Annotated in this window: 25 protein-coding genes; 14 read left to right on the top strand and 11 right to left on the bottom strand. The window is 69.4% G+C overall.

The genetic code is table 11. The features are described from left to right. Positions 1-14: 14 nt before the first annotated feature. On the bottom strand, positions 15-959 hold the full coding sequence (locus ACODR1_RS17380) for a CsgG/HfaB family protein (RefSeq protein ID WP_488881574.1): 945 nt from the start codon (positions 957-959) through the stop codon (positions 15-17). 79 nt (positions 960-1,038) lie between these two features. Continuing rightward, positions 1,039-1,593, bottom strand: coding sequence for a DUF924 family protein (locus ACODR1_RS17385; protein ID WP_488881575.1), 555 nt, complete (start codon positions 1,591-1,593; stop codon positions 1,039-1,041). A 104-nt stretch (positions 1,594-1,697) separates the two neighbouring features. Between ACODR1_RS17385 and ACODR1_RS17390 the strand changes: the two genes are divergently transcribed. Both ACODR1_RS17390 and ilvC read left to right on the top strand, forming a co-directional pair. After that, a complete protein-coding gene (locus ACODR1_RS17390; RefSeq protein WP_488881576.1) occupies positions 1,698-2,678 on the top strand; it encodes an RcnB family protein in 981 nt (326 codons plus the stop codon). Between the two features lie 243 nt (positions 2,679-2,921). Further along, positions 2,922-3,941: a ketol-acid reductoisomerase gene (ilvC, locus tag ACODR1_RS17395; protein ID WP_116487528.1), complete on the top strand. Its 1,020-nt coding sequence runs from the start codon at positions 2,922-2,924 to the stop codon at positions 3,939-3,941. Between the two features lie 67 nt (positions 3,942-4,008). On the opposite strand, the gene ACODR1_RS17400 is transcribed toward ilvC, so the two are convergent. Next, a complete protein-coding gene (locus ACODR1_RS17400; RefSeq protein WP_488881577.1) occupies positions 4,009-4,809 on the bottom strand; it encodes a CAP domain-containing protein in 801 nt (266 codons plus the stop codon). A gap of 63 nt (positions 4,810-4,872) precedes the next feature. Between ACODR1_RS17400 and ACODR1_RS17405 the strand changes: the two genes are divergently transcribed. Continuing rightward, complete coding sequence (locus tag ACODR1_RS17405) at positions 4,873-5,436, top strand: nucleoside 2-deoxyribosyltransferase (protein WP_488881578.1); 564 nt, start codon at positions 4,873-4,875, stop codon at positions 5,434-5,436. 168 nt (positions 5,437-5,604) lie between these two features. Continuing rightward, on the top strand, positions 5,605-6,972 hold the full coding sequence (locus ACODR1_RS17410; RefSeq protein ID WP_488881579.1) for an MATE family efflux transporter: 1,368 nt from the start codon (positions 5,605-5,607) through the stop codon (positions 6,970-6,972). Between the two features lie 117 nt (positions 6,973-7,089). On the opposite strand, the gene ACODR1_RS17415 is transcribed toward ACODR1_RS17410, so the two are convergent. Both ACODR1_RS17415 and mdoH read right to left on the bottom strand, forming a co-directional pair. After that, positions 7,090-7,986 (bottom strand): cobalamin biosynthesis protein CbiG, encoded by an 897-nt coding sequence (locus ACODR1_RS17415; RefSeq protein ID WP_488881580.1) that lies wholly within the window; start codon positions 7,984-7,986, stop codon positions 7,090-7,092. Positions 7,987-8,155: 169 nt separating this feature from the next. Next, entirely contained in the window at positions 8,156-10,150 is a 1,995-nt protein-coding gene (gene mdoH, locus ACODR1_RS17420) for a glucans biosynthesis glucosyltransferase MdoH (protein WP_488881581.1), read from the bottom strand. 304 nt (positions 10,151-10,454) lie between these two features. Between mdoH and ACODR1_RS17425 the strand changes: the two genes are divergently transcribed. Next, a complete protein-coding gene (locus ACODR1_RS17425; RefSeq protein WP_488881582.1) occupies positions 10,455-10,787 on the top strand; it encodes a copper-binding protein in 333 nt (110 codons plus the stop codon). Positions 10,788-10,984: 197 nt separating this feature from the next. Here ACODR1_RS17425 and ACODR1_RS17430 read toward each other — a convergent pair whose 3' ends face one another. Continuing rightward, complete coding sequence (locus tag ACODR1_RS17430; RefSeq protein WP_488881583.1) at positions 10,985-12,010, bottom strand: NADP-dependent oxidoreductase; 1,026 nt, start codon at positions 12,008-12,010, stop codon at positions 10,985-10,987. Between the two features lie 102 nt (positions 12,011-12,112). Between ACODR1_RS17430 and ACODR1_RS17435 the strand changes: the two genes are divergently transcribed. Then, a complete protein-coding gene (locus ACODR1_RS17435) occupies positions 12,113-13,042 on the top strand; it encodes a Gfo/Idh/MocA family protein (RefSeq protein WP_488881584.1) in 930 nt (309 codons plus the stop codon). A gap of 174 nt (positions 13,043-13,216) precedes the next feature. Here ACODR1_RS17435 and ACODR1_RS17440 read toward each other — a convergent pair whose 3' ends face one another. Next, positions 13,217-14,578, bottom strand: coding sequence for an MFS transporter (locus ACODR1_RS17440; RefSeq protein WP_488881585.1), 1,362 nt, complete (start codon positions 14,576-14,578; stop codon positions 13,217-13,219). Positions 14,579-14,676: 98 nt separating this feature from the next. Between ACODR1_RS17440 and ACODR1_RS17445 the strand changes: the two genes are divergently transcribed. From ACODR1_RS17445 to ACODR1_RS17460, 4 genes are all read left to right on the top strand, one after another. Then, positions 14,677-15,231 (top strand): sugar O-acetyltransferase, encoded by a 555-nt coding sequence (locus tag ACODR1_RS17445; RefSeq protein ID WP_488881586.1) that lies wholly within the window; start codon positions 14,677-14,679, stop codon positions 15,229-15,231. Positions 15,232-15,322: 91 nt separating this feature from the next. Beyond that, positions 15,323-15,730 carry a VOC family protein gene (locus ACODR1_RS17450; RefSeq protein WP_488881587.1) on the top strand — a complete coding sequence of 136 codons (408 nt, stop codon included), beginning with the start codon at positions 15,323-15,325 and terminating at the stop codon, positions 15,728-15,730. Positions 15,731-15,809: 79 nt separating this feature from the next. After that, complete coding sequence (locus ACODR1_RS17455; protein WP_488881588.1) at positions 15,810-17,981, top strand: TonB-dependent receptor; 2,172 nt, start codon at positions 15,810-15,812, stop codon at positions 17,979-17,981. After that, positions 17,981-19,102, top strand: coding sequence for a PepSY-associated TM helix domain-containing protein (locus tag ACODR1_RS17460; protein WP_488881589.1), 1,122 nt, complete (start codon positions 17,981-17,983; stop codon positions 19,100-19,102). Before ACODR1_RS17455 ends, ACODR1_RS17460 begins: the two co-directional genes overlap by 1 nt. Here ACODR1_RS17460 and ACODR1_RS17465 read toward each other — a convergent pair. Then, complete coding sequence (locus tag ACODR1_RS17465; RefSeq protein WP_488881590.1) at positions 19,099-19,617, bottom strand: MOSC domain-containing protein; 519 nt, start codon at positions 19,615-19,617, stop codon at positions 19,099-19,101. The two genes, ACODR1_RS17460 and ACODR1_RS17465, sit on opposite strands and share 4 nt — an antisense overlap. Continuing rightward, positions 19,617-22,034, bottom strand: a complete 2,418-nt coding sequence (locus ACODR1_RS17470; protein ID WP_488881591.1) for a DUF3553 domain-containing protein — start codon at positions 22,032-22,034, stop codon at positions 19,617-19,619. The genes ACODR1_RS17465 and ACODR1_RS17470 overlap by 1 nt, the downstream gene beginning before the upstream one ends. A gap of 110 nt (positions 22,035-22,144) precedes the next feature. On the opposite strand from ACODR1_RS17470, the gene ACODR1_RS17475 reads away from it, so the two are divergent. Next, on the top strand, positions 22,145-22,351 hold the full coding sequence (locus ACODR1_RS17475; RefSeq protein ID WP_488881592.1) for a hypothetical protein: 207 nt from the start codon (positions 22,145-22,147) through the stop codon (positions 22,349-22,351). Positions 22,352-22,366: 15 nt separating this feature from the next. Further along, the gene (locus ACODR1_RS17480) at positions 22,367-22,603 is read left to right on the top strand and encodes a hypothetical protein (RefSeq protein ID WP_488881593.1); all 237 of its coding nucleotides are present in this window, start codon (positions 22,367-22,369) and stop codon (positions 22,601-22,603) included. Between the two features lie 113 nt (positions 22,604-22,716). Here ACODR1_RS17480 and ACODR1_RS17485 read toward each other — a convergent pair whose 3' ends face one another. After that, a complete protein-coding gene (locus tag ACODR1_RS17485) occupies positions 22,717-22,926 on the bottom strand; it encodes a ribbon-helix-helix domain-containing protein (RefSeq protein ID WP_101716539.1) in 210 nt (69 codons plus the stop codon). A gap of 91 nt (positions 22,927-23,017) precedes the next feature. On the opposite strand from ACODR1_RS17485, the gene ACODR1_RS17490 reads away from it, so the two are divergent. Both ACODR1_RS17490 and ACODR1_RS17495 read left to right on the top strand, forming a co-directional pair. After that, a complete protein-coding gene (locus tag ACODR1_RS17490; RefSeq protein WP_488881594.1) occupies positions 23,018-23,800 on the top strand; it encodes a Coq4 family protein in 783 nt (260 codons plus the stop codon). Between the two features lie 72 nt (positions 23,801-23,872). After that, a complete protein-coding gene (locus ACODR1_RS17495) occupies positions 23,873-25,681 on the top strand; it encodes a vWA domain-containing protein (protein WP_488881595.1) in 1,809 nt (602 codons plus the stop codon). 4 nt (positions 25,682-25,685) lie between these two features. On the opposite strand, the gene ACODR1_RS17500 is transcribed toward ACODR1_RS17495, so the two are convergent. Then, on the bottom strand, positions 25,686-25,922 hold a 237-nt coding region (locus tag ACODR1_RS17500), incomplete at its 5' end, for a LysR substrate-binding domain-containing protein (protein ID WP_488881596.1).

A 25,922-nucleotide genomic window follows, 5' to 3' on the forward strand; every position in this document is an offset into this window, starting at 1 on the left:
GGTGGCGGAGAGCCTTACTTGCCCGGTTCCAGGCCGGTGTTCAGCACCCAGCCGACGTTGTCGTTCTCGTCGGCGACTTCCCACCACAGCTCCTGCTTCTTGCCGGTCGGGTAGACGATCGAACCGGCGGGCAGGGCGCGGATCAGCTTGCCGGCGGCGACCGGGGTGGCGCGCATGTTGACGACGCGGGTGGCCACGAAGGACTTGGTCGGAGCCGCCTGGGCGGCCTGGGCGCTGTCGCCCACCAGGCCCAGTTCGCCGACCATCTTGGAGTAGCTGTTGATGAAGGCCAGGGTGATGATGCGGCCGATCTCGGTGTCTTCGTAGCCGCCGCCAACCGCGCCAGCGAAGCCGATGCCGCCGCCCGCGCCCCAGCCGATGTCGTTCTTCACCGCATAGCCTTCCTGGACGGCCACGGTCTCGGTGGTGCGGACGTTGGTCAGCGACAGGACGGTGTTGGCTTCCAGCTTCTTGGTCTTGATGCCGCCGATCAGGCCGCCGGCGCGACCGCCGATCAGGCCGCCGATGGCGCCGGCCACCGCGCCGCCGCCGGCGTTGCTGTCGCTGGCCTGAACTTCGGCCACCAGCACGTAGTCGGCCGCCTTGATCTGGCCCTGGCCGACGTTGGAGCCGCGCTGCAGGCCGAGGTTGCCGCCGATGTTGCGTTCGATCTGGGCGGCGTTCAGGCCCGCGCCCCGGTCGACCAGGTTGAAGCAACCCGACTTCTGGACGATGGCGCGCAGCAGCTTCTGCGGCGAGGCCAGATTATACTGGGTCCAGCCGCGCGGATCGTCGCCGTCGATGATCGACAGGGTGCCCAGCTTGCGGGTGCAGCGCGGCACTTCGGCCTGGGCCTGGGTCTGCATCTGCTGGGCCTTGGTCGGCTTGGCTTGAGCGAACGCCTCGACCGGAACGGCGACGCAAATCATCGCGCTCGCGGCGAGCATGAGTTTCTTCATCGACATAGACAGCGCCCTCCAGGCCCCTTCGAATTTCGGGCGGACACTACAGTATCGATTGCACGCAAGCCAAGCTCGCCTAGCCGGCGAACCCGCCTTCGTCGAGAAAGGCCTGCTCGGCCGGAGTGGTTTCACGGCCCAACGCTATGTTGCGGTGCGGGAAACGGCCGAACCGGGCGATGATGTCACGATGGATGATGGCCCACTTCATCGCGTCCTCGTCGCCGGTGTCGGCCTGCATGCCGGCGCACAGCTCGATGCACAGCTCCTGGTCGGCCAGGGATTCGGAGTGCTCGAACGGCAGGTAGAAGAAATAGCGCAGCTCGGGGGCGACGGCGGTGTCGTGACCCTTGGCGATGGCGGCGCGGGCCACGGCGCGGGCCTTGCCGTCGGTGGCGAAGGCATGGCCGCTGCGGCGGTAGAGATTGCGGGGGAACTGGTCGAGCACGATGATCAGCGCCAGCGAGCCCTCGGCGGTCTCGACCCAGGCGTCGTAGTCGCCGCGGGCGGCCGCATGATGGGTGGGCTCGTACTTCAGGCGGATGGCCTCGTCGAACGCCCAGTTCTTCTCGAACCACTTCTTGGGGCCAGCTTCGGTCCAGAAGCCGAGGATGTCCTGCGGTCGGGCGGCCATGGCCTTCTCCTGCGGGTTTCGTTCAATTGCGGTTCATGCGCCAAGCGCGACACTGTGATCAAGGGATGAGCTACGGGCCGGCGCAAGGCCCCTTGGAGCAAGAGATGAAACGTCTGATCACCGTCGCGATGATCCTGTCGCTGACGGGCGGCGCGGCGGCCCAGGCCGGCTCCGCCGCGACGGTCCTGGCGATGCAGCAGAACGAGCGCGGCGACCGCGGTGATCGCGGCGACCGTCCGGATCGTGGCCCACGCGCCGACCGTGGCGACCGCCAGGAAGGCGGCTGGCGCGGCGGCGGCGGCCGCGTGAACGATTCCGCTCCCCAGGCGCCGCGCGCCCCCGAGGCCCGTCCGGCGCCGCAAGCGCCTTCGGCTCTGCAGGCCGACCGCGGCGATCGTGGAGATCGCGGCGGCTGGCAGGGCAGGGGCGATCGCCCCGACCGTCCGACCGGCGGCGGCTGGCAAGGCGGCCAGGACCGCAATCCGGGCGGCGCCCGTCCCGATCGCGGCGAGCGTCCGGATCGTGGCGACCGTCCCGATCGTGGCGACAGGCCCGACCGCCCCAGCGGCGGCTGGCAGGGCGGTCAGGATCGCGGCGATCGCGGCCCCGACCGCAATGATCGTCCCAACCGTCCCGGCGGCGAGCGTCCCGACCGTCCGAACGGCGGCTGGCAGGGCGACCGTGGCGATCGGGGTCCCGACCGCGGCCGTCCCGGCGGCGGCTGGCAGGGCGGCGATCGCGACCGGGATCGTCCCGGCGCGCGTCCCGGCGACCAGCGCTGGCGCGACCGCGACAACGGCCGGCCCCAGTACGACCAGCGCCGCTGGCGGCCCAGCTACCGCGCGCCCCAGCGCTATCGCGCCCCGGCCTATCGCTATCCGCGCGGCTGGTACGTGAACCGCTGGAGCTTCGGCGACTACCTGCCGGGCGGCTGGTACGGCAGCTCCTACTACCTCGACTGGTTCCGCTACGGCCTGCCCATGCCGCCGATCGGCTGCGAATGGGTGCGGGTCGGCGGCGACGCCGTCCTGGTGGACGTCTGGTCTGGCCAGGTGCTGAGCGTCTACTACGACCTCTTCTGGTAGGCGGGCGACCGCTCCGGACAAAAGGCCGCGTCTCCTGACCGAGGCGCGGCCTTTTCGTTTTCGGGGCCGGCGACATGCCTTTGGGAGGGCTTTTTCGCCTCACTCGCGGTATTTAAGCGTCGCCGAACGTCGCTCGGGGCGCCCCCCGCCTTGACGAGGCGGCAAAAAAACGCTCAAACGCCCGCCTTTCCCGCTTTCAGATTGCGTGAGGCGGGCAGATTGACCAGTCCTGGAGAAGAAATCATGCGCGTCTACTACGACCGCGACGCCGACCTCGCCCGCATCCTGGACCGGAAGATCGCCATCGTAGGCTATGGCAGCCAGGGCCACGCTCACGCCCTCAACCTTCGTGACAGCGGCGTGCCGAACGTGGCCGTCGCCCTGCGTCCGGGCTCGCCCTCGGCCAAGAAGGCCGAAGCCGAAGGCCTGAAGGTCATGTCGGTGGCCGAAGCCGCCGCCTGGGCCGACCTGATCATGATCCTGGCGCCGGACGAGCATCAGGCCGCGATCTACAAGAACGACATCGCCCCCAACATCCGTGACGGCGCGGCCCTGCTGTTCGCCCACGGTCTGAACGTCCACTTCGGCCTGATCGAGCCGAAGGACACCATCGACGTGCTGATGGTCGCCCCGAAGGGCCCGGGCCACACGGTCCGCGGCGAATACCAGAAGGGCGGCGGCGTGCCCTGCCTGATCGCGGTGCACCACAACGCCACCGGCAACGCGCTGGACCTCGGCCTGGCCTACGCCTCGGCCATTGGCGGCGGCCGCTCGGGCATCATCGAGACCAACTTCCGCGAGGAATGCGAAACCGACCTGTTCGGCGAGCAGGCCGTCCTCTGCGGCGGCACGGTCGAGCTGATCCGCGCCGGCTTCGAAGTGCTGGTCGAGGCCGGCTACGCGCCGGAAATGGCCTACTTCGAGTGCCTGCACGAGCTGAAGCTGATCGTGGACCTGATCTACGAAGGCGGCATCGCCAACATGAACTACTCGATCTCGAACACCGCCGAGTACGGCGAGTACGTCACCGGCCCGCGCGTCGTGACCGCCGAGACCAAGGCCGAGATGAAGCGCGTTCTGGAAGACATCCAGTCGGGCAAGTTCGTCCGTGACTTCATGCTGGAAAACGCCGTCGGCCAGCCGTCCTTCAAGGCGACCCGCCGTCGCGCTTCCGAGCACCAGATCGAGGAAGTCGGCGCGCGCCTGCGCGGCATGATGCCGTGGATCGCCAAGAACAAGCTGGTGGACGTCACCAAGAACTAAGCTTTCGCCTCAGGGCGGAACGGACGACGGCGGGCTCGCAAGGGCCCGCCGTTTTTCGTTCTGGGCGTCATCCCAGCACGAACACCGGGCCCCAGGCGACTTGGTACTTGTGCGTCCCGCTCGACAGATGCGGGCGCAATTGCCAGGCGCCGGGCGGGATGCTGACCGGCTGCGGGCGTTCTACATAGGTCTGGGTCAGGACGTCGCCGCCGGGTTCGGACAGCGAGAACTGGTCGATGCGCGGACTGGCGCGCGACAGGGCCGCGGCGATGGCCTCGACGCTCTGGGCCCGAAGCGGGGCAGGAACGGCCAGGCGCGCGGAGACCTCGGCATAGACGCCCACGGCGATCACCTGCGGGCCTTCGCGGAGGGCGGCGTAGGCCACGTGGGTGAAGCCCGGCGCCAGCAGGTTGGCGCGGTGGCCGGGGCTGGTCTTCCACTGGCCCATGATCTGGTCGGGACGCACCTGGCCGGCGGCGTTGCGGCGCATGGCGATGTTCTCGGCCGGGGCGCCGACGAGGTCGCGGGCCAGGAGACCCACGCGAGCGGCGGGGCCGAAGCCCTCGCGGGTCATGTGGTCGTAGATCTGGCTGCGGGCGATGTCGGCGGCGTGGGCGCGGGCGGCCAGGGCCAGGCCGGGATCGAAGCGCAGGGGCGACAGGCCCCGGGCTTCCCGGAAAGCGTCGCCCTGATCGAGCAATTCGCGCTCGAAATCGGCGTCGTAATCGCCCCGGCGCGCGGCCATCTGCTCGCGCAGGCGGCGCTCGTAGGCGAGGAAGGTCTGGGCGGAAGCGGCGGCCGCCAGGCCCGGCATGGTCAGGGCGGCGGCGCCCAGGGCCAGGGCGGAGCGGCGGGAGAGGGCGGTCATCGGGGACGGGTTCTGGCTCCAAGACGGTTGACAGGGCGACCCGGTCGTCCGCTCTAAGGCCGGATGCGACCTGTCCGTTCCCTTTGGCTGGCCGGCCCCGAAGCCTGGCTCCCTGACGCCCAAGCTCAAGACCTGCGCCGCAAGGCCCTGTGCCTGGACGCGGGCTTCACGCCGTTCTCGGGCGGGCAGGCCGCGCCGGGCGACGATTTCAGTTCCGAAATCCAGGCCCGCGAACTCTACATGGACCGCATGGCCCAATTGCGTCAGGTCGATGCGGCGATCGTCAACCTGACCCCCTGGCGCGGGCCGTCCTGCGACACGGGCGTGGCCTTCGAGGCTGGGGTGCTGGCGGGCCTGGGCAAGCCGGTCTTCGCCTATCTCAACGTCGAGGACGAAAGCCTGGCCGAATATGTCGACCGCGTGGGCGTGCTGGTCGGCGCTGAGCACGGCGAGGACGGGGCCTGGCGCGACGAGAACGGCTGTGTGGTCGAGGATCTGGGCCTGCCCGAGAGCGTGATGCTGTGGGCCGAGGCGAGGCGGCTCTTCGTCATCGTCACGCCCGAACCGCTGCACGACCTGACGGGCCTGGAAATGTGCCTGCAGGCGTTGAGGCTCTACGCGGAATAGGGCCCCCTCAGTCGCTCCGCGACAGCTCCCCCGGAGGGGGAGCATCTTGGCGCTTCAGATCCTCCCCTTCTGGGGGAGGTGGCCCGAAGGGCCGGAGGGGGTGAGGCGCCTCTTGCCCAATCGGTGGGCATCAGCCACCTTCCGGCCCCGTTTCGAAAGGCCCACACCATGTCGCGTCCCGCGGCCGCGCCGGCTTCCGGGAAGCCGCGCGGCGTCATCGTCACAGACCTGATCGAACTGCTGCGCCTGGCCGGGCCGGTGGTGCTGTCGCGCCTGGGCATCATGGTCATGGGCCTGACCGACGCCATCGTCGTGGGCCACTTCTCGGCCCAGCAACTGGGCTTCCACGCCATGGCCTGGGCTCCGACCTCGGTGTTCGTCACCGTGACCGTCGGCCTGCTGGTCGGGACCCAGGTGATGGGCTCGCGCGCCATGGGGGCGGGCAAGCCTCAGGAGGCCGGCGCGGTGCTGCGGCGGGGCGTGGTCTACGCCTTCTGGCTGGGCCTGGCCGGTTCGGCCCTGCTGGCGGTCGCCGCGCCGCCGCTGCTGCATCACGTGGGCATCGAGAAGGCCCTGGCGGACGGGGCGACCGCGCCGCTGATCGTGTTCTCGCTGTCGCTGACCCCCTATGCGCTGAGCGTGGCCTTGAGCTTCTGGCTCGAGGGGCTGGGACGGCCGGGCCTGGTGACGGTCAACATGTGGATCGCCAACCTGATCAACCTGGCCGTCAACCTGCTGCTGGTGCCCGGCGTCATGGGTCTCCCCGCCCTGGGCGCCGTGGGCGCGGCCTGGGCCACCTTCGTCGCCCGCACGGCCTTCACCGTCATGCTGGCGGTGGTGATCTGGCGCCTGAAGGACGCCCGGGCCATGGGCGTGTTCGACAAGCCCGTCCGCGACCGTGCCGCCGAGAAGGAGCAGCGTCGGGTCGGCTACGGCGCGGGCAGCTCCAACCTGTTCGAGGTCTCGGCCTTCGCCGGCATGAGCCTGGTGGCCGGCTGGCTGGGCGGGCTGAACGTCGCGGCCTGGGCCGTGGTGCTGAACGTGGCCGGGGTGATCTTCATGGTCCCGCTGGGCCTGGCGACGGCCACCGCCGTGCAGGTGGCTCGCGCCCATGGCGCGCGCGATCCGGCGGGCATGAGCCGGGCGGGCTGGATCTCGTTCGCGGTCACGGCGGTCTTCGCCCTGGTCGTGGCGCTGCTGCTCTATCCGCTGCGTCACCTGGTGGCCGGCGCCTATACCGTCGATCCAGCCGCCATCGCCCTGATCGCCCCGGCGCTGGTGCTGACCTGCCTGTTCCTCGTGCCCGACGCCGTGCAGGTGGTCTGCGCCCAGGCCCTGCGGGCCCGTGGCGAGGTCTGGATCCCCGCCGGCACCCACATGGTCGCCTACGCCCTGATCATGGGTCCGCTGGCCTGGTGGCTGGCCCTGCCGATGAAGATGGGCCTGGACGGCATCGTCTGGTCGGTGATCGTCACCAGCTTCGCGGCGGCGGCGATGCTGCTGGGGCGGTATCGGATGCTGGATCGGCGGGGGTAGGACCCCCTCAGTCGGCTTTGCCGACAGCTCCCCCAGAGGGGGAGCATCTCGTGCTCGCAAATCCTCCCCCCTCTGGGGGAGGTGGCCCGGAGGGCCGGAGGGGGTGACGCGAAGCGGCTAGGCCCCCAGGATCCAGCCTTCCTGGGTTTGCACGTCCTCGACCAGCTCGGCCGGCGCGTCCTTGCCCGGCCCGAACTGGGCGGCCAGCTTGCCGGCCTCGTCGAGCTTGGCGAAGTGTTCGGCCAGGCCGCGCACCTGGGCCAGGTCCTTGATCTCGCCGGGGCCGGGGACGGCCTTTATCAGCGACGGATAGACCTCGGCGACCACGGCCTCGACGCCGTCGAGATCGGCCTCGGCCAGGGTCTTGAAGCCGGTCTCGAATGGCCAGATCCGCACGGCCTCGCCGCGGGCGTCCTTCAGGCGGCGCACCGCCGGGATGCCCATGATCGCCTGGCCGCCGACCGAACCGTTGTAATAGAGCTTCCAGATCGAGTGCGCGCCTTTGGCGGCGACATCGGCATGGCGGAACTCCGGCAGATCGTCCGGGCCATGCTCGCGGGTCCGCTTGGGCTGCAGCGTGGTCAGGGCGTCCTTGGGCGGGCAGCCCCAGAACGGGAAAGGCCCGCCGGTCAGGCGGCGGTTGATCTCCGAGCCCACGCCGAAGCGGTTGTTGGTGTTGTCGGCCTTGTCCTTGACCATCTTGTTCAGCTGGTCCCAGACCGCGCGCCAGGGCGTCTCGCCCGGCAGGTTCAGGGCCTGGGAGAAGCCGCGCGGGAAGCCCAGCGGGAAGTCGAAGCCGACCAGCGCGCGCTCGCCGCGCTTCTTCAGGTCGTCGAGGATCACGGCCAGCTTGGCCTCGGCCTCGTTGCGGGTGGCCGGATTGTAGCTCTCGAAGGTCAGGCGGAAGCGCACGTCGCGCTTGAGCACGCCGATCCATACGGAGTCGGCCCCGGTGGTCGGCTTGGCCGCCGCGCTCCAGTCGACGATCACATAGGCGCTGAAAAGCCGCGACACGGCGGAGGCTCCGTCAAATCCAAACGAAGCGCGCTTCTACTCCCCCAAAGGGCGAGCCGCCAGCCGTTGCGAAGCTTGAGTAGGTGTTTCTGCGCCACCCTTATCGACGGCCAACAAAAAACCCCGCCCGGGAAGGGGCGGGGTTCTTCGAGGGGTGATGATCGGGCGATCAGGCCGCGGTCTGTTCGGCGGGCGCCAGGGCGGGGGCCTTGGTCTTGCCGACGTTCCAGCGGACCGGCGGCTCGCAGACCGGGCCGAGGGCGGCGCGGACGATGGCTGGCGGCGTACGCTCGTCGGGGGTCATGAACAGGCCGTTGGCCTTGATCGCCAGGCCCGCGGCCTTGCTGGCGCCCAGCATGGTCAGCGGCACGGCCAGGATCAGGCCGGCCAGGATCGGGGCCGTGGCGGTCAGCAGGTCCGGCGTGAACCAGAACAGGCCGGCCAGGATCAGGCCCGTGGCGCTGATCCAGCCCATGGCCGCGCAGGCTTCCTTGAAGGCGACCTTGTCGGCGTCGCGGCGCTGGGCGCTCCAGCCGCCGACGCGGCCGGCCAGGATCTCGACCACGGCGCGGGTCTGGGTGAACATCAGCATCGGGGCGACCAGGGCCGAGAGCAGCATCTCGACGCCCAGGCCGGCCACCACGCGGCGACGGCCGCCGAAGCCCTTCAGCTCGTGCTTGCGCATGAAGATCAGGGCGGCGCCCATGATCTTGGGGCCGAACAGCAGCACGAAGGTGATGATCATCGCCCAGGCGGTGGCCTGGATCTCGCGCCAGTCGATCAGGGCGTGGGCGGCGGCCTGCAGGTCGGCCATCGTGAAGGCGGCCTTCTTCACCTCGGGCATCAGGGCCCGCGAGATGACGCCGGCCGACAGGGCGACGAACCAGATCGGCGACAGGGCGTAGCTGAGCACGCCGATGACGAGGTGCAGGCGGCTCATCCAGTGCAGGCCCGGCAGGCCGATCAGCGGCACGTGCTGGACGTTGCCCCGGCACCAGCGGCGGTCGCGGGTGGCGAAGTCGAGCAGGTTGGAGGGGCTCTCTTCGTACGAGCCTTCCAGGTAGGGGGCCAGGTGCACGGCCCAGCCGCCGCGGCGCAGCAGGGCGCTTTCCAGGGCGTCGTGGCTCATCACCTCGCCGCCGAAGGGCTTGGGACCGGCCAGCGAGGGCAGGCCGCAGGTCTGTGCGAAGGCCTTGGTGCGGATGATGGCGTTGTGGCCCCAGAACGAGCTTTCCGAACCCGACCACCAGGCCAGACCCGTCCAGGCCACGCGGCCGTAGAGCTTGGTGGCGAACTGCAGGGTGCGGGCGAAGATCGTCTGGCCGTTGATGATGGTCGGCATGGTCTGGATCAGACCCACGCCAGGGTGACGCTCCATGGCGTCGGCCAGGCGCACCATGGCGTCGCCGGTCATCAGGCTGTCGGCGTCGAGCACCAGCATGTGCTCGTAGTCGCCGCCCCAGCGGGCGACCCAGTCGGCGACGTTGCCGGCCTTGCGACCGGTGTTGTCGGCGCGGCGGCGATAGAAGACGTGGCTGGAGGCCTCGCGGCGGAAGCGGGCGAAGCAGGCCTGTTCGGCCAGCGCCACGGCGGCGTCGCGGGTGTCGGAGATGATGAAGATGTCGAAGGCGCGGCTGTTGCCGGTCTCGGCGATCGAGGCGTCCATGGCCCGCAGGCGGGCGAACACCGCCTGGGCGTCCTCGTTGTAGACGGGCATCAGGATCGCCGTGCGGGCGCGCGGCTTGGGCATGGGCTTTGAGCTGTCGATGCCCAGCGGATCCTTCGGCGTGCGCAGCAGCACCACGAATCCGGCGACGGCGGTGACGAACCACAGGGCCAGGGCCAGGAACAGCGGGGCCAGCAGCGTCAGGCAGACGGCTTCCAAGCGGGTGACGCCGCCGAGCGCAACGGTGTCGAACGTGGCCTTCCAGCCGGCCGCGCCCATGATCGCCGTGGCGATGAAGATCACCCAGCGGCGCATGACCGTTTCCGATCCGGGGCCGCGCACGGCGCGCGCCGCGCCCTGCCAGAAGCCAAGCGGCTGCACCGGCATGGCCAGGGGAGCTTCGGTCGGGATCTCGACCCGATCGCGCGGGGCGATCACGGTTTCGAAGGCCACCGGGGAGGAGGTGGCCAGGTCGAAGAAGGCGCCGCGTTCGGTCATCGGGTCCGTCTCGGTGATCCGACCGTGGTCGGACGAAATGCAGAGCTTCGATTTCGCGCCGAACGCCTTCACGGGACGCCTCCGGTCCGCTAGGGATCGGTCGCGTTCAGCAAGGGGTCTGGCGTTGAGCGAAGTCCGGCGGAGGAAAACCGCCGACGCACCTAGGGTAAAACTTTGATCACGAAATCGCTATCGAAAATGTGATCCATTTCGCAGGTGCGATGAAAAATCTGTGCAAATGCGCAAAGATGGGCTGCGGGGAGCCCGCCGGAGACAGGTCAAGATTATGAAATTCAAGACGGTTTTGGCATTTCTCGCGGTTGCGGGCCTGGTCGGCTGCGGTCCGGGCGGGAAGAGCGAGGGCTCGAAATCGCCCGCCGCCCAGCCCGCGCCGCCGATCTCGACGGCGCCGCAGCATGAGACTCAGGGCGTGATCGCCAGCGTCGAAGGCCAGGTGCTCACGCTCGATCACGACGGCGCGAGCGCCGCCCCGCTGGCTGCCGGCCGCACCGTCTTCCAGGCCTATGGCGACGTCCTGGCCGAGGCCCCGCTTAAGCCCGGCGCCCGCGTGACCTTCAAGTTCCGCAAGGTCGCCGTCGGCGAAGGCTGGGAACTGACGGAGATGCGGGGGCGGTAGAAAGATGCTCCCCCTGAAGGGGGAGCTGTCGCGAAGCGACTGAGGGGGAAGTGACTGCCGACACGGCGGCAGCTGAAAACGTCCCCCCTCCGGCCCTCCGGGCCACCTCCCCCAGCGGGGGAGGATTTACGCGGAATAGATCCTCCCCCTCTGGGGGAGCTGTCGCGGAGCGACTGAGGGGGTCTCTCCCCCTATCTTTACAGCTTCACCAGCATCTTCCCGAGGTTCTCGCCCGAGAACAGCTTGATGAAGGCCTCGGGGGCGCGGTCGACGCCTTCGACCACGGTCTCCTTCCAGGTCAGCTTCCCGGAATTGATCCAGTCGGCCATGTCGCGGACGAAGGCCGGGAACAGGTCGTAGTGGTTGGAGACGATGAAGCCCTCCAGTCGCAGGCTCTTGCCCACCGCCTGGATGATGTTGGCCGGGCCGGTCGGGCGGCCGGTCTCGTTGTATTGCGAGATCATTCCGCACAGGGCGAAGCGGCCGAACGGCCGGGCCGCGTTCAACGCGGCCTCCAGGTGCACGCCGCCGACATTCTCGAAATAGACGTCGATGCCCTTGGGGGCGACCTTGGCCAGTTCGGCGCTCACGTCGGGGGTGGCCTTGTAGTCGATCACGTGGTCGACGCCGATCTCCTTGAGGAAAGCGACCTTCTCGGGGCCGCCGGCCGAGCCGATGACGGTGTGGCCCTTGATCTTGGCGATCTGGCAGACGACCGAGCCCACCGCTCCGGCGGCGGCCGAGACGAAGACGATGTCGCCCTCCTTCAGGGCGGCCACGCGCAACAGGCCGGCATAGGCGGTCATGCCGGGCATACCGGCCACGCCCAGGAACGCCTGGGGCGGCATGCCGTGGGTGGAGAGCTTCATGATACCGCCCATCGGCCCGGCGGCGGCCAGCGCCTTGGGATTGGCGTTGTAGGCCTCGCGCCAGCCGAACATCGAGCTGACGATGTCGCCGACCTTGAAGTCAGGATCGTTGGAGGCGGTGACCTCGCCGACGGCGCCGCCCTGCAGCGCCTTGCCCAGTTCGAACGGCGGCACGTAGCTCTTCCGGTCGGTCATGCGGCCGCGCATGTAGGGGTCGACCGACATCCAGAGGTTCCTGACCTGGATCTCGCCGTCGCCGGGCGGCGGCAACTCGACGCTGGCCAGTTCGAAGTTGTCGGCGGCCGGCACCCCGACGGGGCGGCTCTTGAGGCGGATCTCACGCGACGTGGTCATGGCGACCTCCCTTTATGTTCTCGTTCAAACGAATGTTTAGCCCTGGCGCGCGCCGGCCGCCAAAGCTTTTCGCAAGGCGCCGAAGCGGCTAGAGACGGGCCCATGACCCAAGAAGCGCAAGTCCAAGTTCTGAAAGCGGGTGTCGTCGGCGCCGGCGTGTTCGGCGGCTATCACGCCAAGAAGTATGTCGAACTGCCGGGCGTCGAGCTCGTGGCGGTGTTCGACATCGATCTGTCGCGCGCCCAGGCCCTGGCCGGGCCGCTGGGCGCCAAGGCCTATGACGACATGGACGCCTTCCTGGCCGCGGTCGACGTCGTCACCGTCGCCACCCCCGCCGTGCACCACGCCAAGGCCGCCCTGGCGGCGCTGAAGGCCGGCAAGCCGGTCTATTCGGAAAAGCCGCTGGCCGTTTCGCCCGAGGACGCCGACGCCCTGATCGCCGCTGCGGCCAAGGCCGGCGTGCCGCTGGCCTGCGGCCACCAGGAGCGGGTGGTGTTCCAGGCCATGGGCCTGCTCGACATTCCCGAACAGCCCACGCGCCTGGAAGCGGTGCGACGCGGCACGCCGTCGGATCGCAATCTCGACGTTTCGGTGGTGCTGGACCTGATGATCCACGACATCGACCTGGCCCTGGCGCTGTGCGCCGCCGACCCGGTGGCCGTGGAAGGCGAGGGTGAGGCCGATCGCGGCTACGGCCTGGACTGGGTGAAGGTCGAAGCCACTTTCGCGAACGGCTTCACGGCCGTGTTCGACAGCTCGCGCGTGGCGCAGGCCCGCGAGCGGACCATGAAGCTCGTCTATCCTTCCGGCGAGGTCGAGATCGACTTCCTGGCCCGCACCTTCCGCAACACCACGCCGTTCCCGCTGATCGAGGACTTCACCGAGACCCCGGCCGGCAAGGATCCGCTGGGCCAGAGCGTCGCCGGTTTCCTGAAGGCCGTCCGCGGCGAGGCCCCGCGTCCGGTGGTGACGGGGCAAGAGGCCGCCCGGGCGCTCGACCTGGCGCTGGCGGTCGAGCACTCGACCGAGTGAGGCGCCTTTTCACCGTCATCCCGGCCGAAGCGCGTAGCGCGTAGAGCCGGGATCCAGGTGTCGCCGCAATGGGTCGGCTACCGCGATGGTGAGTTGTGATCCGTCGAGCCAGTCCCCCTGGGGCCCGGATAACGGCTGCGCCGTTTCCGGGATGACGAAGTAGGGGAGGCGGCCTCAGCGCCGCCGCTTCAGGCTCGCCACCTGCAGCACGGTGGCGATGGCCGCCAGGCCTGCGCCCATCAGGGCCACGCTGCTCCAGCCGCCCAGGTTCCAGGCCGCCGCGGCGGCGGCCGAACCGGCCGCGCCGCCGAGGAACATGCCGCCCATGAACAGGGTGTTGAGGCGCGCCCGGGCCTGCGGCCGCAGGGCGTAGACCAGGTGCTGGTTCGAGACCAGCGAGCCCTGCACCGCGAAGTCCAGCAGCACCACGCCGACGAGCATGCCGGCGATCGAGATCCAGGTTCCGAACAGGATCCACGAGGCCAGGGTCAGCACCGCGCCCAGCGCGATGGTCAGGTGCGGACCGCGCTTGTCGGCGATGCGGCCCGCGACCGGGGCGGCCAGCACGCCGACCACCCCGACGACCCCGAACAGGCCGGCGACGTCAGCGCCCAGCGAGAAGCGCTGCTGCAACTGCAGGGCCAGGATGGTCCAGAAGGCGGTGAAGGCGGCGAACAGGCTGGCCTGGGTCAGGGCGGCCAGGCGCAGCTCAGGGAACTCGCGCCACAGCTTGCCCAGCGAGGCCAGCAGCTCGGTATAGGAAAGGTCGGTGTCGGGCTTGCTGCGCGGCAGGGCCAGCGCCATCAGAGCGGCCGCGGCCAGGGCGATCGGCGCGCCCAGCCAGAACATCGCCCGCCAGCCGCCGTGGGTGGCGACGAAGCCGGCCAGGGTGCGCGACAGCAGGATGCCGCACAGCAGGCCCGACATCACCGTGCCGACCGTCGCTCCGCGCTTCTCGGGGGCCGAGAGGTGGGCGGCGAAGGGCACGATCTGCTGAGCCACCGTCGCTCCGGCCCCAACCAGCAGCGAAGCCAGCAGCAGGAGGCCGGTGCTGGGGGCCAGGGCGGCGGCGACCAGGGCGATAGCCAGCACCAGGAACTGGCCGACGATCAGGCTCTTGCGCTCCATGCGGTCGCCCAGCGGCGTCAGCAGGAACAGGCCGGCGGCGTAGCCCAGCTGTGTCGCGGTCGGCACGAAGGCCGTCAGCGGACCGGGCAGGTCGTGCTCGATCAGGCCCAGCATCGGCTGGTTGTAATAGATGTTGGCCACGGCCAGGCCGGCGGCGGCGGCCATGGCGAAGGTCAGGCCCCGGCCCAGGGCGGGCGAGGCGCCGGTGTCGTTGGGGGATGATAGGGCGGCGGTGCTCATGATCGGCTCCAGGCCGCCCGAGGTGGGGGGGGCGGCGTTCCGTGTCAGTCGCCGAGCTATATAGAGCATCCCGTCACCGTTTATAGTATGGCCTTGCGGTAGGCTGGCGTAACGGAATTCGATGGAATTGGCCTCGCCGGCGTCGGCGTCCTTGTGGATGCGGCTCATGCCGGCGACCTGAACGGCCGGCCCAAGCGTGACATTTTCATTGTTTGCAGGCGCCCCCGGGTCCAATCCCGGGGCTCTTGTTGCCCACGGAGACCGGCTTGACCGACAATCGCACCCACAAAGAGCGCATGCTGGCCGGCGACCTCTATGATCCGATGGACGCCGAGATCGTCGCCGACCAGGAGCAGGCCCTGGCCTGGATGGAGCGCTACAACGCTCCGGGCCAGACCATCGCCCAGCGCCAGGCGCTGCTGGCCGAGCGGTTCGCCAGTGTCGGCAAGGGCGCCAACATCCGCGCGCCGTTCCACTGCGACTACGGCTACAACATCACCCTGGGCGACGGGGTGTTCATGAACTTCGGCTGCGTGATCCTGGACGTGGTGGCCGTGACCATCGGCGACCGCACGATGATCGGCCCGCACGTGAAGATCTTCGCCGCCGATCATCCTCGCGACCCAGAAACCCGCAAGACCGGGCTGGAATTCGGCCGGCCGGTGGTCATCGGCAAGGACGTCTGGATCGGCGGCGGGGCGATCATCGTGCCGGGCGTCACCATCGGCGACGGCGCGGTGATCGGGGCCGGCGCGGTGGTCACTCGCGACGTGCCGGCCGGCGCCACGGCGGTCGGCAACCCGGCCCGCGTGAAGGCCTGACGGAAAGTCCGACAAAAAGTTCGGACAGGGTGTCGGGACGAGGTCGCGGTCAGCGTCCTTGGCCCGACAATCACACTAGGGAGCCGCCATCATGCGCATGATCTTCGTCAACCTGCCGGTCGCCGACCTCGACCGTTCCAAGGCCTTCTTCGAGGCCCTGGGCTTCTCGATCAATCCGCAGTTCAGCGACGAGACCGCCGCCTGCGTGGTGGTGTCCGAGACGATCTTCGTGATGCTGCTGACCCACGACAAGTTCCGCCAGTTCATCACCGGCGAGATCGGCGACGCCCATGCCGCCACCGAGGTGCTGACCTGCCTTTCGGCGGAAAGCCGGGAAGAGGTCGACGACTTGCTGGCCAGGGCCCTGGCCAACGGAGGCAAGGCCTGGAAGCCGATCATGGACATGGGTCCGATGTACGGCGCCAGCTTCCAGGACCCCGACGGCCACGTCTGGGAGTTGATGTTCATGGACATGGCCGCCATGCAGCAGGGCGGCTGATCGCCTGTCGGACAGATTTCAGGATTGAAACTCAGTCGCAGTTGCGCCTATAGCCGCCGTCTCTTTTCTGGGGATGGTCATGCGACTCCGTTTCTCGCGCGCCGCCGCTCGGCGCGCCCTGTTCTCGACGCTCAGCCTGGCGGCGCTCTCGACGGGCGCCGCCGCTCACGCCCAGGCTCCTCAGGGCCAGGCCGACGACGTCGAGCGCGTGGTCGTCACCGCCGCCCGCACCAAGCTTCCGGTCACGGCCCTGCCGCTGACGGTGGACGTGATCGACAGCCAGGCGCTGGACCAGCAGCTGGCCGTCAGCGGCTCGGTGGTCGACGCCATCTCCAACCTGTCGGCCTCGTTCTCGCCGACCCGCGAGAAGCTGTCGGGCTCGGGCGAGAGCCTGCGTGGCCGCTCGCCCCTGTTCGCCATCAACGGCATCCCGCAGTCGACCCCGATCCGTGACGGTTCGCGCGACGGCTACACCATCGATCCGTTCTTCATCGACCGCGTCGAGCTGATCTACGGCTCGAACGCCCTGCAGGGCATCGGCGCCACCGGCGGCGTCGTCAACCAGGTGACGGTCGGCCCGCCCAAGCGCGACGGCGTCTCGGGCAAGGTCCTGACCCAGACCACCATCGGCCACGACATGGGCGACAGCATCGGGGCCAAGGTCGGCGGCCTGGTCGCCTGGCGGCAGGGCGCTTTCGACGCCACCGCCGGCGTCGCCTGGGAAAAGCGCGGCGCCTTCTATGACGCTGACGGCCGCCGCATCGGCATGGACAACACCCAGGGCGACGTCCAGGATTCCAAGGCCCTGTCGTTCTTCGGCCGCTTCGGCTGGCAGCTGAATGAGACCGTCCGCCTCGATGTCGTCGCCAACCGCTTCGAGCTGAAGGGCGACGGCGACTACGTGACGATCACCGGCACGGCGCCCGCGGTCACCGACGGCAACCGCGCCAGGCGCCTGCCGACTACCTCGATCCATGGCGACGTGCCCGGCGTGCCGGCGGCAAATCGCGTCGAGACCGTGTCGGCGCAACTGAGCGACAGCGACCTGCTGGGTGGCGATTTCACCGCACAGGTCTTCTATAACCGCTCGCGCGACACCTTCGGCGGTGACATCAGCGCCACCTTCCAGGACGTGCGCATCGCGCCAGTGGGCACGCTGTTCGACCAGTCGACGAACCGCTCGCGCAAGCTGGGCGCGCGGATGAACTACGAGCGCTCGGTGCCGGGCATCGAGAACCTCACCGCCACGGTCGGCCTCGACGCCATGAGCGACCGCACCGAACAGATGCTGATCGCCACTGGCCGCGCCTGGGTGCCGCCGACCAAATTCCAGAGCCTCGCGCCGTTCATCCAGGGCAACTACGCCCTGCTGGACGGCAAGCTGCGCCTGGCCGGCGGCGTGCGCTTCGAGAACGTCGAGCTGAAGGTCGACGACTTCGAGACCCTGGCTTCCTACGGTTCGCGCAAGGTCGCCGGCGGCAATCCCGACTTCAAGGCCACCCTGGCCAACGGCGGGGTGGTGCTGGAGCCGACCGACGGCCTGCGCCTCTACGCCAGCTACGCCGAGGGCTATACCGTGCCGGACGTGGGCCGGATCCTGCGGTCGATCAATGTCGCCAACGTCGACGTCGACACCTATCTCAGCATCGAGCCGATCGTGTCGAACAACCGCGAGATCGGCGGCGAGTGGAAGCGCGGCCCGATCGACGCCAGCATCGCCTATTTCTGGTCGTCGTCGAAGCTGGGCCAACTGCTGGTCAAGAACTCCGGCGGCATCTTCGACGTGCAGCGCCAGAAGGTCGCCATCGAAGGTCTCGAGGTCAATGTGAAGACCCGGACTTCGGTCGAGGGGCTGGACCTGTCGGCCGGCTACGCCCGCCTGCGTGGCCAGACCGACGCCAACGGCGACGGCAGCCTCGACACCGATCTCGACGGCGCCAACATCTCGCCCGACCGCATCAACCTGGCGGCCGATTACGCCACTGGCAAATGGGCCCTGCGCCTGCAGGTGCGGGCCTATCTGCAGCGCAACATGAGCAACGCCTTGGTGAAGGACGACTTCGAGGGCTACACCCTGACCGACGCCTTCGTCCGCTATCAGCTGCCGGTGGGCGACCTGTCGCTGGGCGTGCTGAACCTGTTGAACAAGCAATACATCACCTACAACTCCGATACCGTCGCTCCGGCCAAGGACAAGTTCTACGCCGGCCGCGGTCGCACTGCGACGCTCGGCTGGACGGCGCGCTTCTGATGAAGATCCTGCGGCTCCTGCACCGCTGGTCGGGCGGTCTGATCGGCCTTCTGCTGGCGGTGCTGGGGCTGACCGGCGCGCTGCTGGTGCACGAGGACGCCTTCCTGCGCGCCACCGTGCCCCATGCCGCCGACGCCCAGCGGCAGGATACGGCCACCCTGGCGGCCGCCGCGACGCGGATCTTCGCCGCGCAGGAACGTCCGCGCTCGATCGTGCTGGCGACCGAGCGTAAGGGGCTGCACAAGCTGTCCTATCCCGGCGAGACGCAGAAGGGCGCCTATGCCGACCAGGACGGCGCCATAGTCCAGGCCTGGACCAGCAACTGGGCCCGGCCCGAGATCTGGCTGTTCGACCTGCACCACCACCTGTTCGCCGGCGACGTGGGCGATATCGTCGGCGGGATCGCCGGTCTGGCGGGCCTGGCCTTCGTGGTCACCGGCCTGATCCTGTGGTGGCCGACCCGGCGGATGTTCCACCTGCGCGCCTGGCCGCGGATGATGAAGCGGGCGGCCATCGTCCACCACCATCGCGACCTTGGGGTGCTGGTGGCGCCGCTGCTGATCCTGTCGCTGACGACGGGTGCGACCATGAACCTGAAATGGTTCTCTCAGGTCCTGCGCGCGCCGTTCTCCTCGCCCGCGGTCATGGAAAAGGCCTCGGCCGCGCCGAAGGTCAAGGGCGGCAAGCTGGCCGCCGACCTCGACTGGGCCAAGGTGATCGGCCAGGCCCAGTCCCGCTTCCCGGGCGCGGAGGTGCGCACCATCGGCTTGCCGGCCAAGACCGGCGGCCTAGTCGCGATCCGGCTGCGCCAGCAGGCCGAGTGGCTGCCCAACGGCCGGACCATGGCCTGGTTCGACCCTGCCACCGGCAAGATGGTCGCCGCCCGCGACGCGCAAGGCATGCCGCTGGGCTCGCGTATCACCAACGCGGACTTCCCGCTGCACGCGGCCAAGGTCGGCGGATTGGCCTACCGGCTGGTCATGACGGTGTCGGGCCTGGCCCTGACCTTGCTGGGCACGCTGGCGGTGGTGACCTTCTGGGGCAATCCGTCAGGCCTGCCCAAGCGGCGGAAGAAGGCGACCGCCAAGGCCAAGCCCCAGCCCGCGCCGGCGGCAGCCTAACCCTCCACCGCCACCGCATCCCCCACCGCGACCTCGCCGCCCTCGATGACCCGGGCGGTGAGGCCGCCGCGGCCGCGCACGGCGTTGTAGCCGCCCTGGCCGAGGATGTCGTTCATGCGGCTGCATGGGTGGCAGCCGCCGGTGGCTTCCAGCAACGCGCCGCCGACCCGGAAGCGTTTGTCCGACAGGCCCAGAAGGTTGATCCCCGCCACCACAAGATTGCGACGCAGGTCGAAGGGGGAGGCGGGTTCGTCGCGGCCAAGAAAGCCGGCGATGGCGGCGAGGTCCTCGGCCTGGATCAGGGTCACCTGGCGCGGGCCGCCGGGACGGCCGGCATAGTGGTCGCCCACGAGGCCGGCCTCGACCGTGATCTGCGCGCGCTCGACCGACACCGGGGCTGCCCGACGGGCCGGGCGCAGGCCGATCCAGACCAGGCGGCCGGGCCGCATGGGTCCGGCGATCAGCCGGGCCAAGGGGCTGTCGGGATTGATCCCGCGCTTTGCCCCCGTCGCCATCAGGCCTTCTCGACGAAGCTGTCGATGACCTTCTTCTCGCCGGCCTTGTCGAAGTTGACGGTCAGCTTGTTGCCCTCGATCGAGGCTACCTGGCCGTAGCCGAACTTGACGTGGAACACCCGGTCGCCGCGGCTGTAGGCGCTGTTGGTGGGCGCCGAGACGGCCACCAGCCGGCCTTCGCCCTCGATCGGCTTGGACCGCGCGGCCGAGCCGCCGCCGCGCCAGGCCGCGTGGCCGCCGCCCTTTTCGGCGAAGCCGCGCGCGGTCTGCTGCACCCGGTCCTGCGCCCGCTTCCAGCCGGGGCTGTCGTAGCTGCCGCTCTGGAAGGCGCTGACGCCCGGATCGTCCCAGCGTGAGGAGACCGTCTGCTGCATGCCCGGACCGCCGCCGTAATAGCCGGTCTCCGATCCCGCATCGACGTGCTCCAGCGGCAGTTCGTCGACGAAGCGGCTGGGCAGCTGGCTGGTCCAGCGGCCATAGACCTGCCGGTTGGCCACGAAGCTGATGCGGGCCTCCTCGCGGGCGCGGGTGATGCCCACATAGGCCAGCCGCCGCTCTTCCTCGAGGCCCTTCTCGCCCTTGTCGTCCATGCTGCGTTGGCTGGGGAACACGCCTTCCTCCCAGCCGGGCAGGAACACCAGCGGGAACTCCAGGCCCTTGGCCGAGTGCAGGGTCATGATCCAGACGGCGTCGCCGGTGGCCTCGCGGTCGAGGTCCATGACCAGCGACACGTGCTCCAGATAGGCCTCCAGGCTGTCGAACTGGCCCATCGACTGGACCAGTTCCTTGAGGTTTTCCAGACGCGTCTGGCTCTGCGGGCCTTTGTCCAGGCGCAGGGCGTCGGTGTAGCCGCTTTCCTCCAGCACCATCTCCAGCACCCGCTGGTGGTGCATGCTTCCGATCTGGGCGCGCCAGCGGTCGAGATCGCGGATGAAGTTGCTCAGCGCGGTGCGGGTGCGGGCCGGCAGGTCGTCGCTGCCGATAATCACCCGCGCCGCCTCGACGGTGGAGATCCCCTCGAGGCGGGCGATCTGCAGCAGCTTCTGCACCGAGGTGTCGCCGATGCCGCGCTTGGGCGTGTTGACGATGCGCTCGAAGGCCAGGTCGTCGTCGGGCGACTGGATCAGGCGCAGATAGGCGTGGGCGTCGCGGATTTCCGCCCGCTCGAAGAAGCGCGGGCCGCCGACCACCTTGTAGGGGATCTGCAGCATCACGAAGCGTTCTTCGAAGGCGCGCATCTGGAAGGACGCGCGGACGAGAATGGCCATCTGGTTGTAGCGACGGCCGGCCCGCTTGGCCTTCTCGATCTCGTCGGCGACCATCCGGCTTTCGGCCTCGCCATCCCAGACGCCCGAAACCTTGACCTTCTCGCCGCCGGTTTCCTCGGTCCACAGGGTCTTGCCCAGGCGGCCCTTGTTGGCGGTGATCAGGGTCGAGGCGGCGGCCAGGATGTGCTCGGTCGAGCGATAGTTGCGCTCCAGCCGCACCACCTTGGCGCCGGGGAAATCGCGCTCGAAGCGCAGGATGTTGTCGACCTCCGCCCCGCGCCAGCCGTAGATCGACTGGTCGTCGTCGCCCACGCAGCAGACGTTCTGGCGGCCCTGGGCCAGCAGGCGCAGCCACAGGTACTGGGCGACGTTGGTGTCCTGGTACTCGTCGACCATCACGTACTGGAAGCGCCGCTGGAAGTCGGCCAGCACGTCCGGATTGCCGGTGAAGATGGTGATGTTGTGCAGCAGCAAGTCGCCGAAATCGCAGGCGTTCAGGATGCGCAGGCGCTCCTGGTACTGGTGATAGAGGCTGATGCCCTTGCCGCCCGCGAACTCGCCGGCTTCTGACGGCGGCACCTTGTCGGGCGTCCATCCGCGGTTCTTCCAGGCGTCGATCAGGCCCGACAGGATGCGCGGCGTCCAGCGCTTGGCGTCGATGTTGGCCGCTTCGATCAACTGCTTGAGCAGGCGCTCGTTATCGTCGGTGTCGATGATCGTGTAGTTCGACTTCAGCCCCACCAGTTCGGCGTGGCGGCGCAGGATCTGGGCGGCCACCGAGTGGAAGGTGCCCAGCCACCGCAGGCCCTCGGCTTCCGGACCGATGATGTGGGTGATCCGCTCGCGCATCTCGCGCGCGGCCTTGTTGGTGAAGGTGACCGCCAGGATCTCCCACGGCCGGGCGCGGCCGGTGGCGAGGATGTGGGCCAGGCGCGTGGTCAGCACGCGGGTCTTGCCGGTGCCGGCGCCGGCCAGCACCAGGACCGGGCCCTCGGTGGTGACGACGGCTTCGTGCTGCTCGGTGTTGAGCCCGCTCAGATAGTCGGGCGCAGGCCCGCCGCCGCCGGGAGCCTGGGGGCGGGCGAGGTCGGAGATGCGCGGAGCGGGAAGGTCGCCGAACGGGTCGGTCGAGTCGTAACCGGAAGACATGGGAACATATGTAGCACAAACTTCCCCAGGCTTAAGCCCCGGAGGCGGCTTTGCGGAACCCTGGCCGCGGCCCTCCCGTTGATCGGCAGGGACGAAGCAGGAGCAGGAACATGGTGGAAGAATCCAAATCGGGCGGGGGCAACAGCGGCCTGGCCTTCATCGTCGGCGCCCTGGTGGTCGTCGTCGCGGTGCTGGCCTTCATGATGTTCTCCGGCGGCTTCACCCAGAAGAAGTCGGTCGACGTCGACATCACGGCGACCGCGCCGAAGCTGCCGGACGCGCCCAAGCTGCCCGAAGCGCCGAAGTCGCCGGGCTGACGAAAGGAGGCGGGCATGGCTCGCCATCACGAACATCATCACGAAGGGCCCCATCACGAAGGGGCCTGGAGCGGCGCCGCGCTGCTGGCGGTTCTGGTTCTTGTCGCCCTGCTGGTCTACGCCGTCTGGCGTTCGGGCCTGCTGGTCGTTCGACCCGACATCGCCGACCTGAGGCTGCCCAACCTGGCGCCGCCGACCATGCCGACGCCCAACCCCGAGCCGCTGCCGTCGCCGGTTCCGCGGCCGGGATAGGGGCAACCCCCTCCGGCCCTCCCGGCCACCTCCCCCAAAGGGGGAGGATCTAATTGGCGTTAGATGCTCCCCCTCTGGGGGAGCTGTCGCGGAGCGACTGAGGGGGGGGCGGGTCAGCCCCCCGCCCGCTGCAGGGCATACACCCGGCACGCCGAGGCCAGCGGGCGCTCGCCGCGGCCCACGTCGATGCGCTGGATCAGGGCGGCGATGCTGACGGCGTCCTGCTTGGCGATACGGTCGAGCGCCGCCCAGAACTCGGGCTCGAGGGCCAGCGAGGTGGCGTGGCCCGCCAGGTTCACCGATCGCTTCTTCAAACTGCCCATCGGCGCAACTCTCCGGCGGAACGACGGTTCGGCTCTTGATTAAAAATGACGGCGTGTCATCTTTAGTGACGCCACGCCGGGAGCATGCCTGATGAGCACAGCCGCGCAAGTCCTTGACGCTACTTCCGCGCGTCCTCCGCTGGGCGCCCGCGATGCGAGCTTCCGTCTGCAGCCTTTGCGGGCGTTTCGCGCCGTCCGTCGGTTGATCGCCGACAAGGAAGACACGGCCCAGGTGTTCGAGGTCATGCGGGCCCTGTCGGGCCGCGCGATCCCGAACGGCTATGCCCGCCTGTTGAAGACGCCGCAAGGCGGGGCGATCGCCTATCGCCGCGAGGAGTTCGCCGATTGGCTGTCGGACGAGGCCTGGCTGGCGCAGTTCCAGCCGGGGACGGTGGGCGCGGCCTACCGCGACTTCATCGCCCCGCGCGGCCTCACCGCCGAGGGCCTGGCCGAAGAAAGCCGCAAGGTCGCCGACGCCGACATGGACGCGGCTCACCCGCTGCTCTGGTACGCCCGCCGCCTGCGCGACGTGCACGACGTCTGGCACGTGCTGACCGGCTACGGCACGGACGCGCTGGGCGAGGTCTGCGTGGTGGCCTTTTCCTACGCCCAGACCCGCAGCCTGGGTTTCGCCCTGATCGCCTTCGCCGGGGCCCAGGAGTTCCGCCGCCTCAAGGACGGTCAGCCCTACAGCAAGGCCGTGCGCGAGGCCTGGCGGGCCGGGCGCAAGGCCGCCTGGCTGCCCGAGGTGGACTATCCGGCCCTGTTCGCCATGCCGTTGGACGAGGCCCGCCGGGCCCTGGGGATCACGCCCCCCGCCACCTACCAGGTCATTCCGCAGGACCTGCGCGAACACTACCAGCGGGCCGCCTGAACCTTAGCAATTTCGCTTGTTCTCCTTGAGCGCGCGGCGTTAGCCTTCCTGCAATCAAAACGGGAGGTTTCGATGTCGCGTCGCCTTTGGTCCGCCGCCTCCGTCCTGGCGCTGGCGCTCGTTTCGGCTCCAGCCTGGTCCCAGGTCCAGCCGCCGCCCGACGACGAGATCATCATCGACGAGATGGTCGTCGTCACCGGCATGCGGGTGCGCCAGGGCGGCGCCCAGGACATCAACCACTTCCGTGGCCAGTCCGAGGCCGGCCAGATTCCGATGCCCGACACCCTGACGCCCGAGGGACTGATGGGCGGCTACGACCTGCAGATCCCCGGCGAGGCCTGCGTGCGGGTGCTGTGCGTCACCGGCGAGGCCATGCGCGCCAACCTGCCGCTGTCGCCGGCCGACAAGATCCTGGTGGGCGTGGGCTTCAACTCCAGCATCGACGCGGCGACCTGGAAGCGCGAGCCGCTGAACCTGGTGGCCGTGGTCGACAAGTCGGGCTCCATGAACGGCGAGCCGCTGGACCAGGTCCGCGAGAGCCTGCGCCAGATCCTCGACCAGCTGCGCCCGGGCGACCAGTTCAGCATCGTGCTCTACGGCGACCGCTCGCACCGCCACCTGGAGCCGACGCCGGTGGCCGGCGGCAAGGCGGTGATCCGCAAGGCCATCGACGCCATCCAGAGCGAAGGCTCGACCAACATGGAGGAGGGGCTGCGGGTCGGCTACGACACCGCCTTCGCCAGCCAGCCGGGCTTCAAGGGCGTCACGCGGGTGATGCTGTTCACCGACGAGCAGCCCAATGTCGGGGCGACCGACGCCGACAGCTTCATGGGCATGGCCAGGGAGGCCTCGGGGCGCGGGATCGGCCTGACCACCATCGGCGTCGGCGAACAGTTCGACGCGCCGCTGGCCACCGAGATTTCCAGTGTTCGCGGCGGCAACCTGTTCTTCCTGCGCGACCAGAGCGACATCAAGGCGGTGTTCACCGGCAAGCTCGACACCATGGTCTCGGAGCTGGCCTACGACCTGAACCTCAGCGTCAAGGCGCGGCCCGGCTACCGGATCACCGGCGTCTACGGCGTGCCCGAGGACGGCCTCAAGCGTGGCGAGGACGGGGCCGTGTCGATCTCGGTGCCGACGGCCTTCCTGTCCACCGAGGGCGGCGGGCTGATGATCGGCCTGGCCAAGGCCGAGGGCGCGACCTACCTGCCCGAACCGGCCCTGGCGGCGAGTGAGAAGCTGCTGGACGTCGACCTGACCTATGTCGATCGCGGCGGGGCGGGGCACGCCCAGCAACTGGCGGTCGCCGCGCCGGCGCAGTCGCCCTCGGCCGGTCTGCGCCTGGGCCACCTGCTGATCGACGAGTTCCAGTCGCTGCACAAGGTCGCGACCCTCTATCACGAGGACAGCGACGAGGAGGGGGCCTACCAGACGCTCAGGCGCTTCGACGAGCGGCTGCGCGCCGAGACCGATCCCAAGCTGGCGCCCGAGCGCAAGCTGGTCGGCCAGCTGCTGACCCGCACGGCCCTGCTGTCGGGCCATGCCGGCGAGGTGCCGGCGATGGGCCCCGCCGGCCTGGTGGGGGCCTGGACGATCGCCAGGATCGAGGGCGACGGCCAGATCGACCTCAAGCGCGGCGATCGCCTGACCTTCGGCGACGAGGAACTCACCGTCGAGCGTCGCAAGGGCGGGGCCTTCGAGGAGGATCCGTCGGAAACCTACCTGGTCAACGACACCCAGCTGTCGCTGGAGGATTCCGAGCTGGTGTTCGACTACCGCCTCGCCGACAGCGACGCCTTGGTGCTGACCCACAAGGCGCTGGATCTGCGGCTGGTGCTGAGGCGCGCGCCGCAGCCGGTGGCGACCGCGTCGGTGGGCTGAGGGCTCAGTCGGTCCGTTCGTCGGCCGCGGTGTAGCGGGCAATGGACGGGTCGGCGGCCACGGCCTCAAGGATCCAGTCGCGGAAGGCGGCGATCTTGCGCACGCGCCGGCGCTCCTGCGGATAGACCAGCCAGTAGCCGCCGCCGTAATGCGGCGCGATTTCGAACGGCTGGACCAGGCGCCCCGACGCGATCTCGGCGGCGAAGAAGATCGGCGAGCCCACGGCCAGGGCCCGGGCCCC

This window comes from Caulobacter sp. FG7 (genome assembly GCF_057808875.1).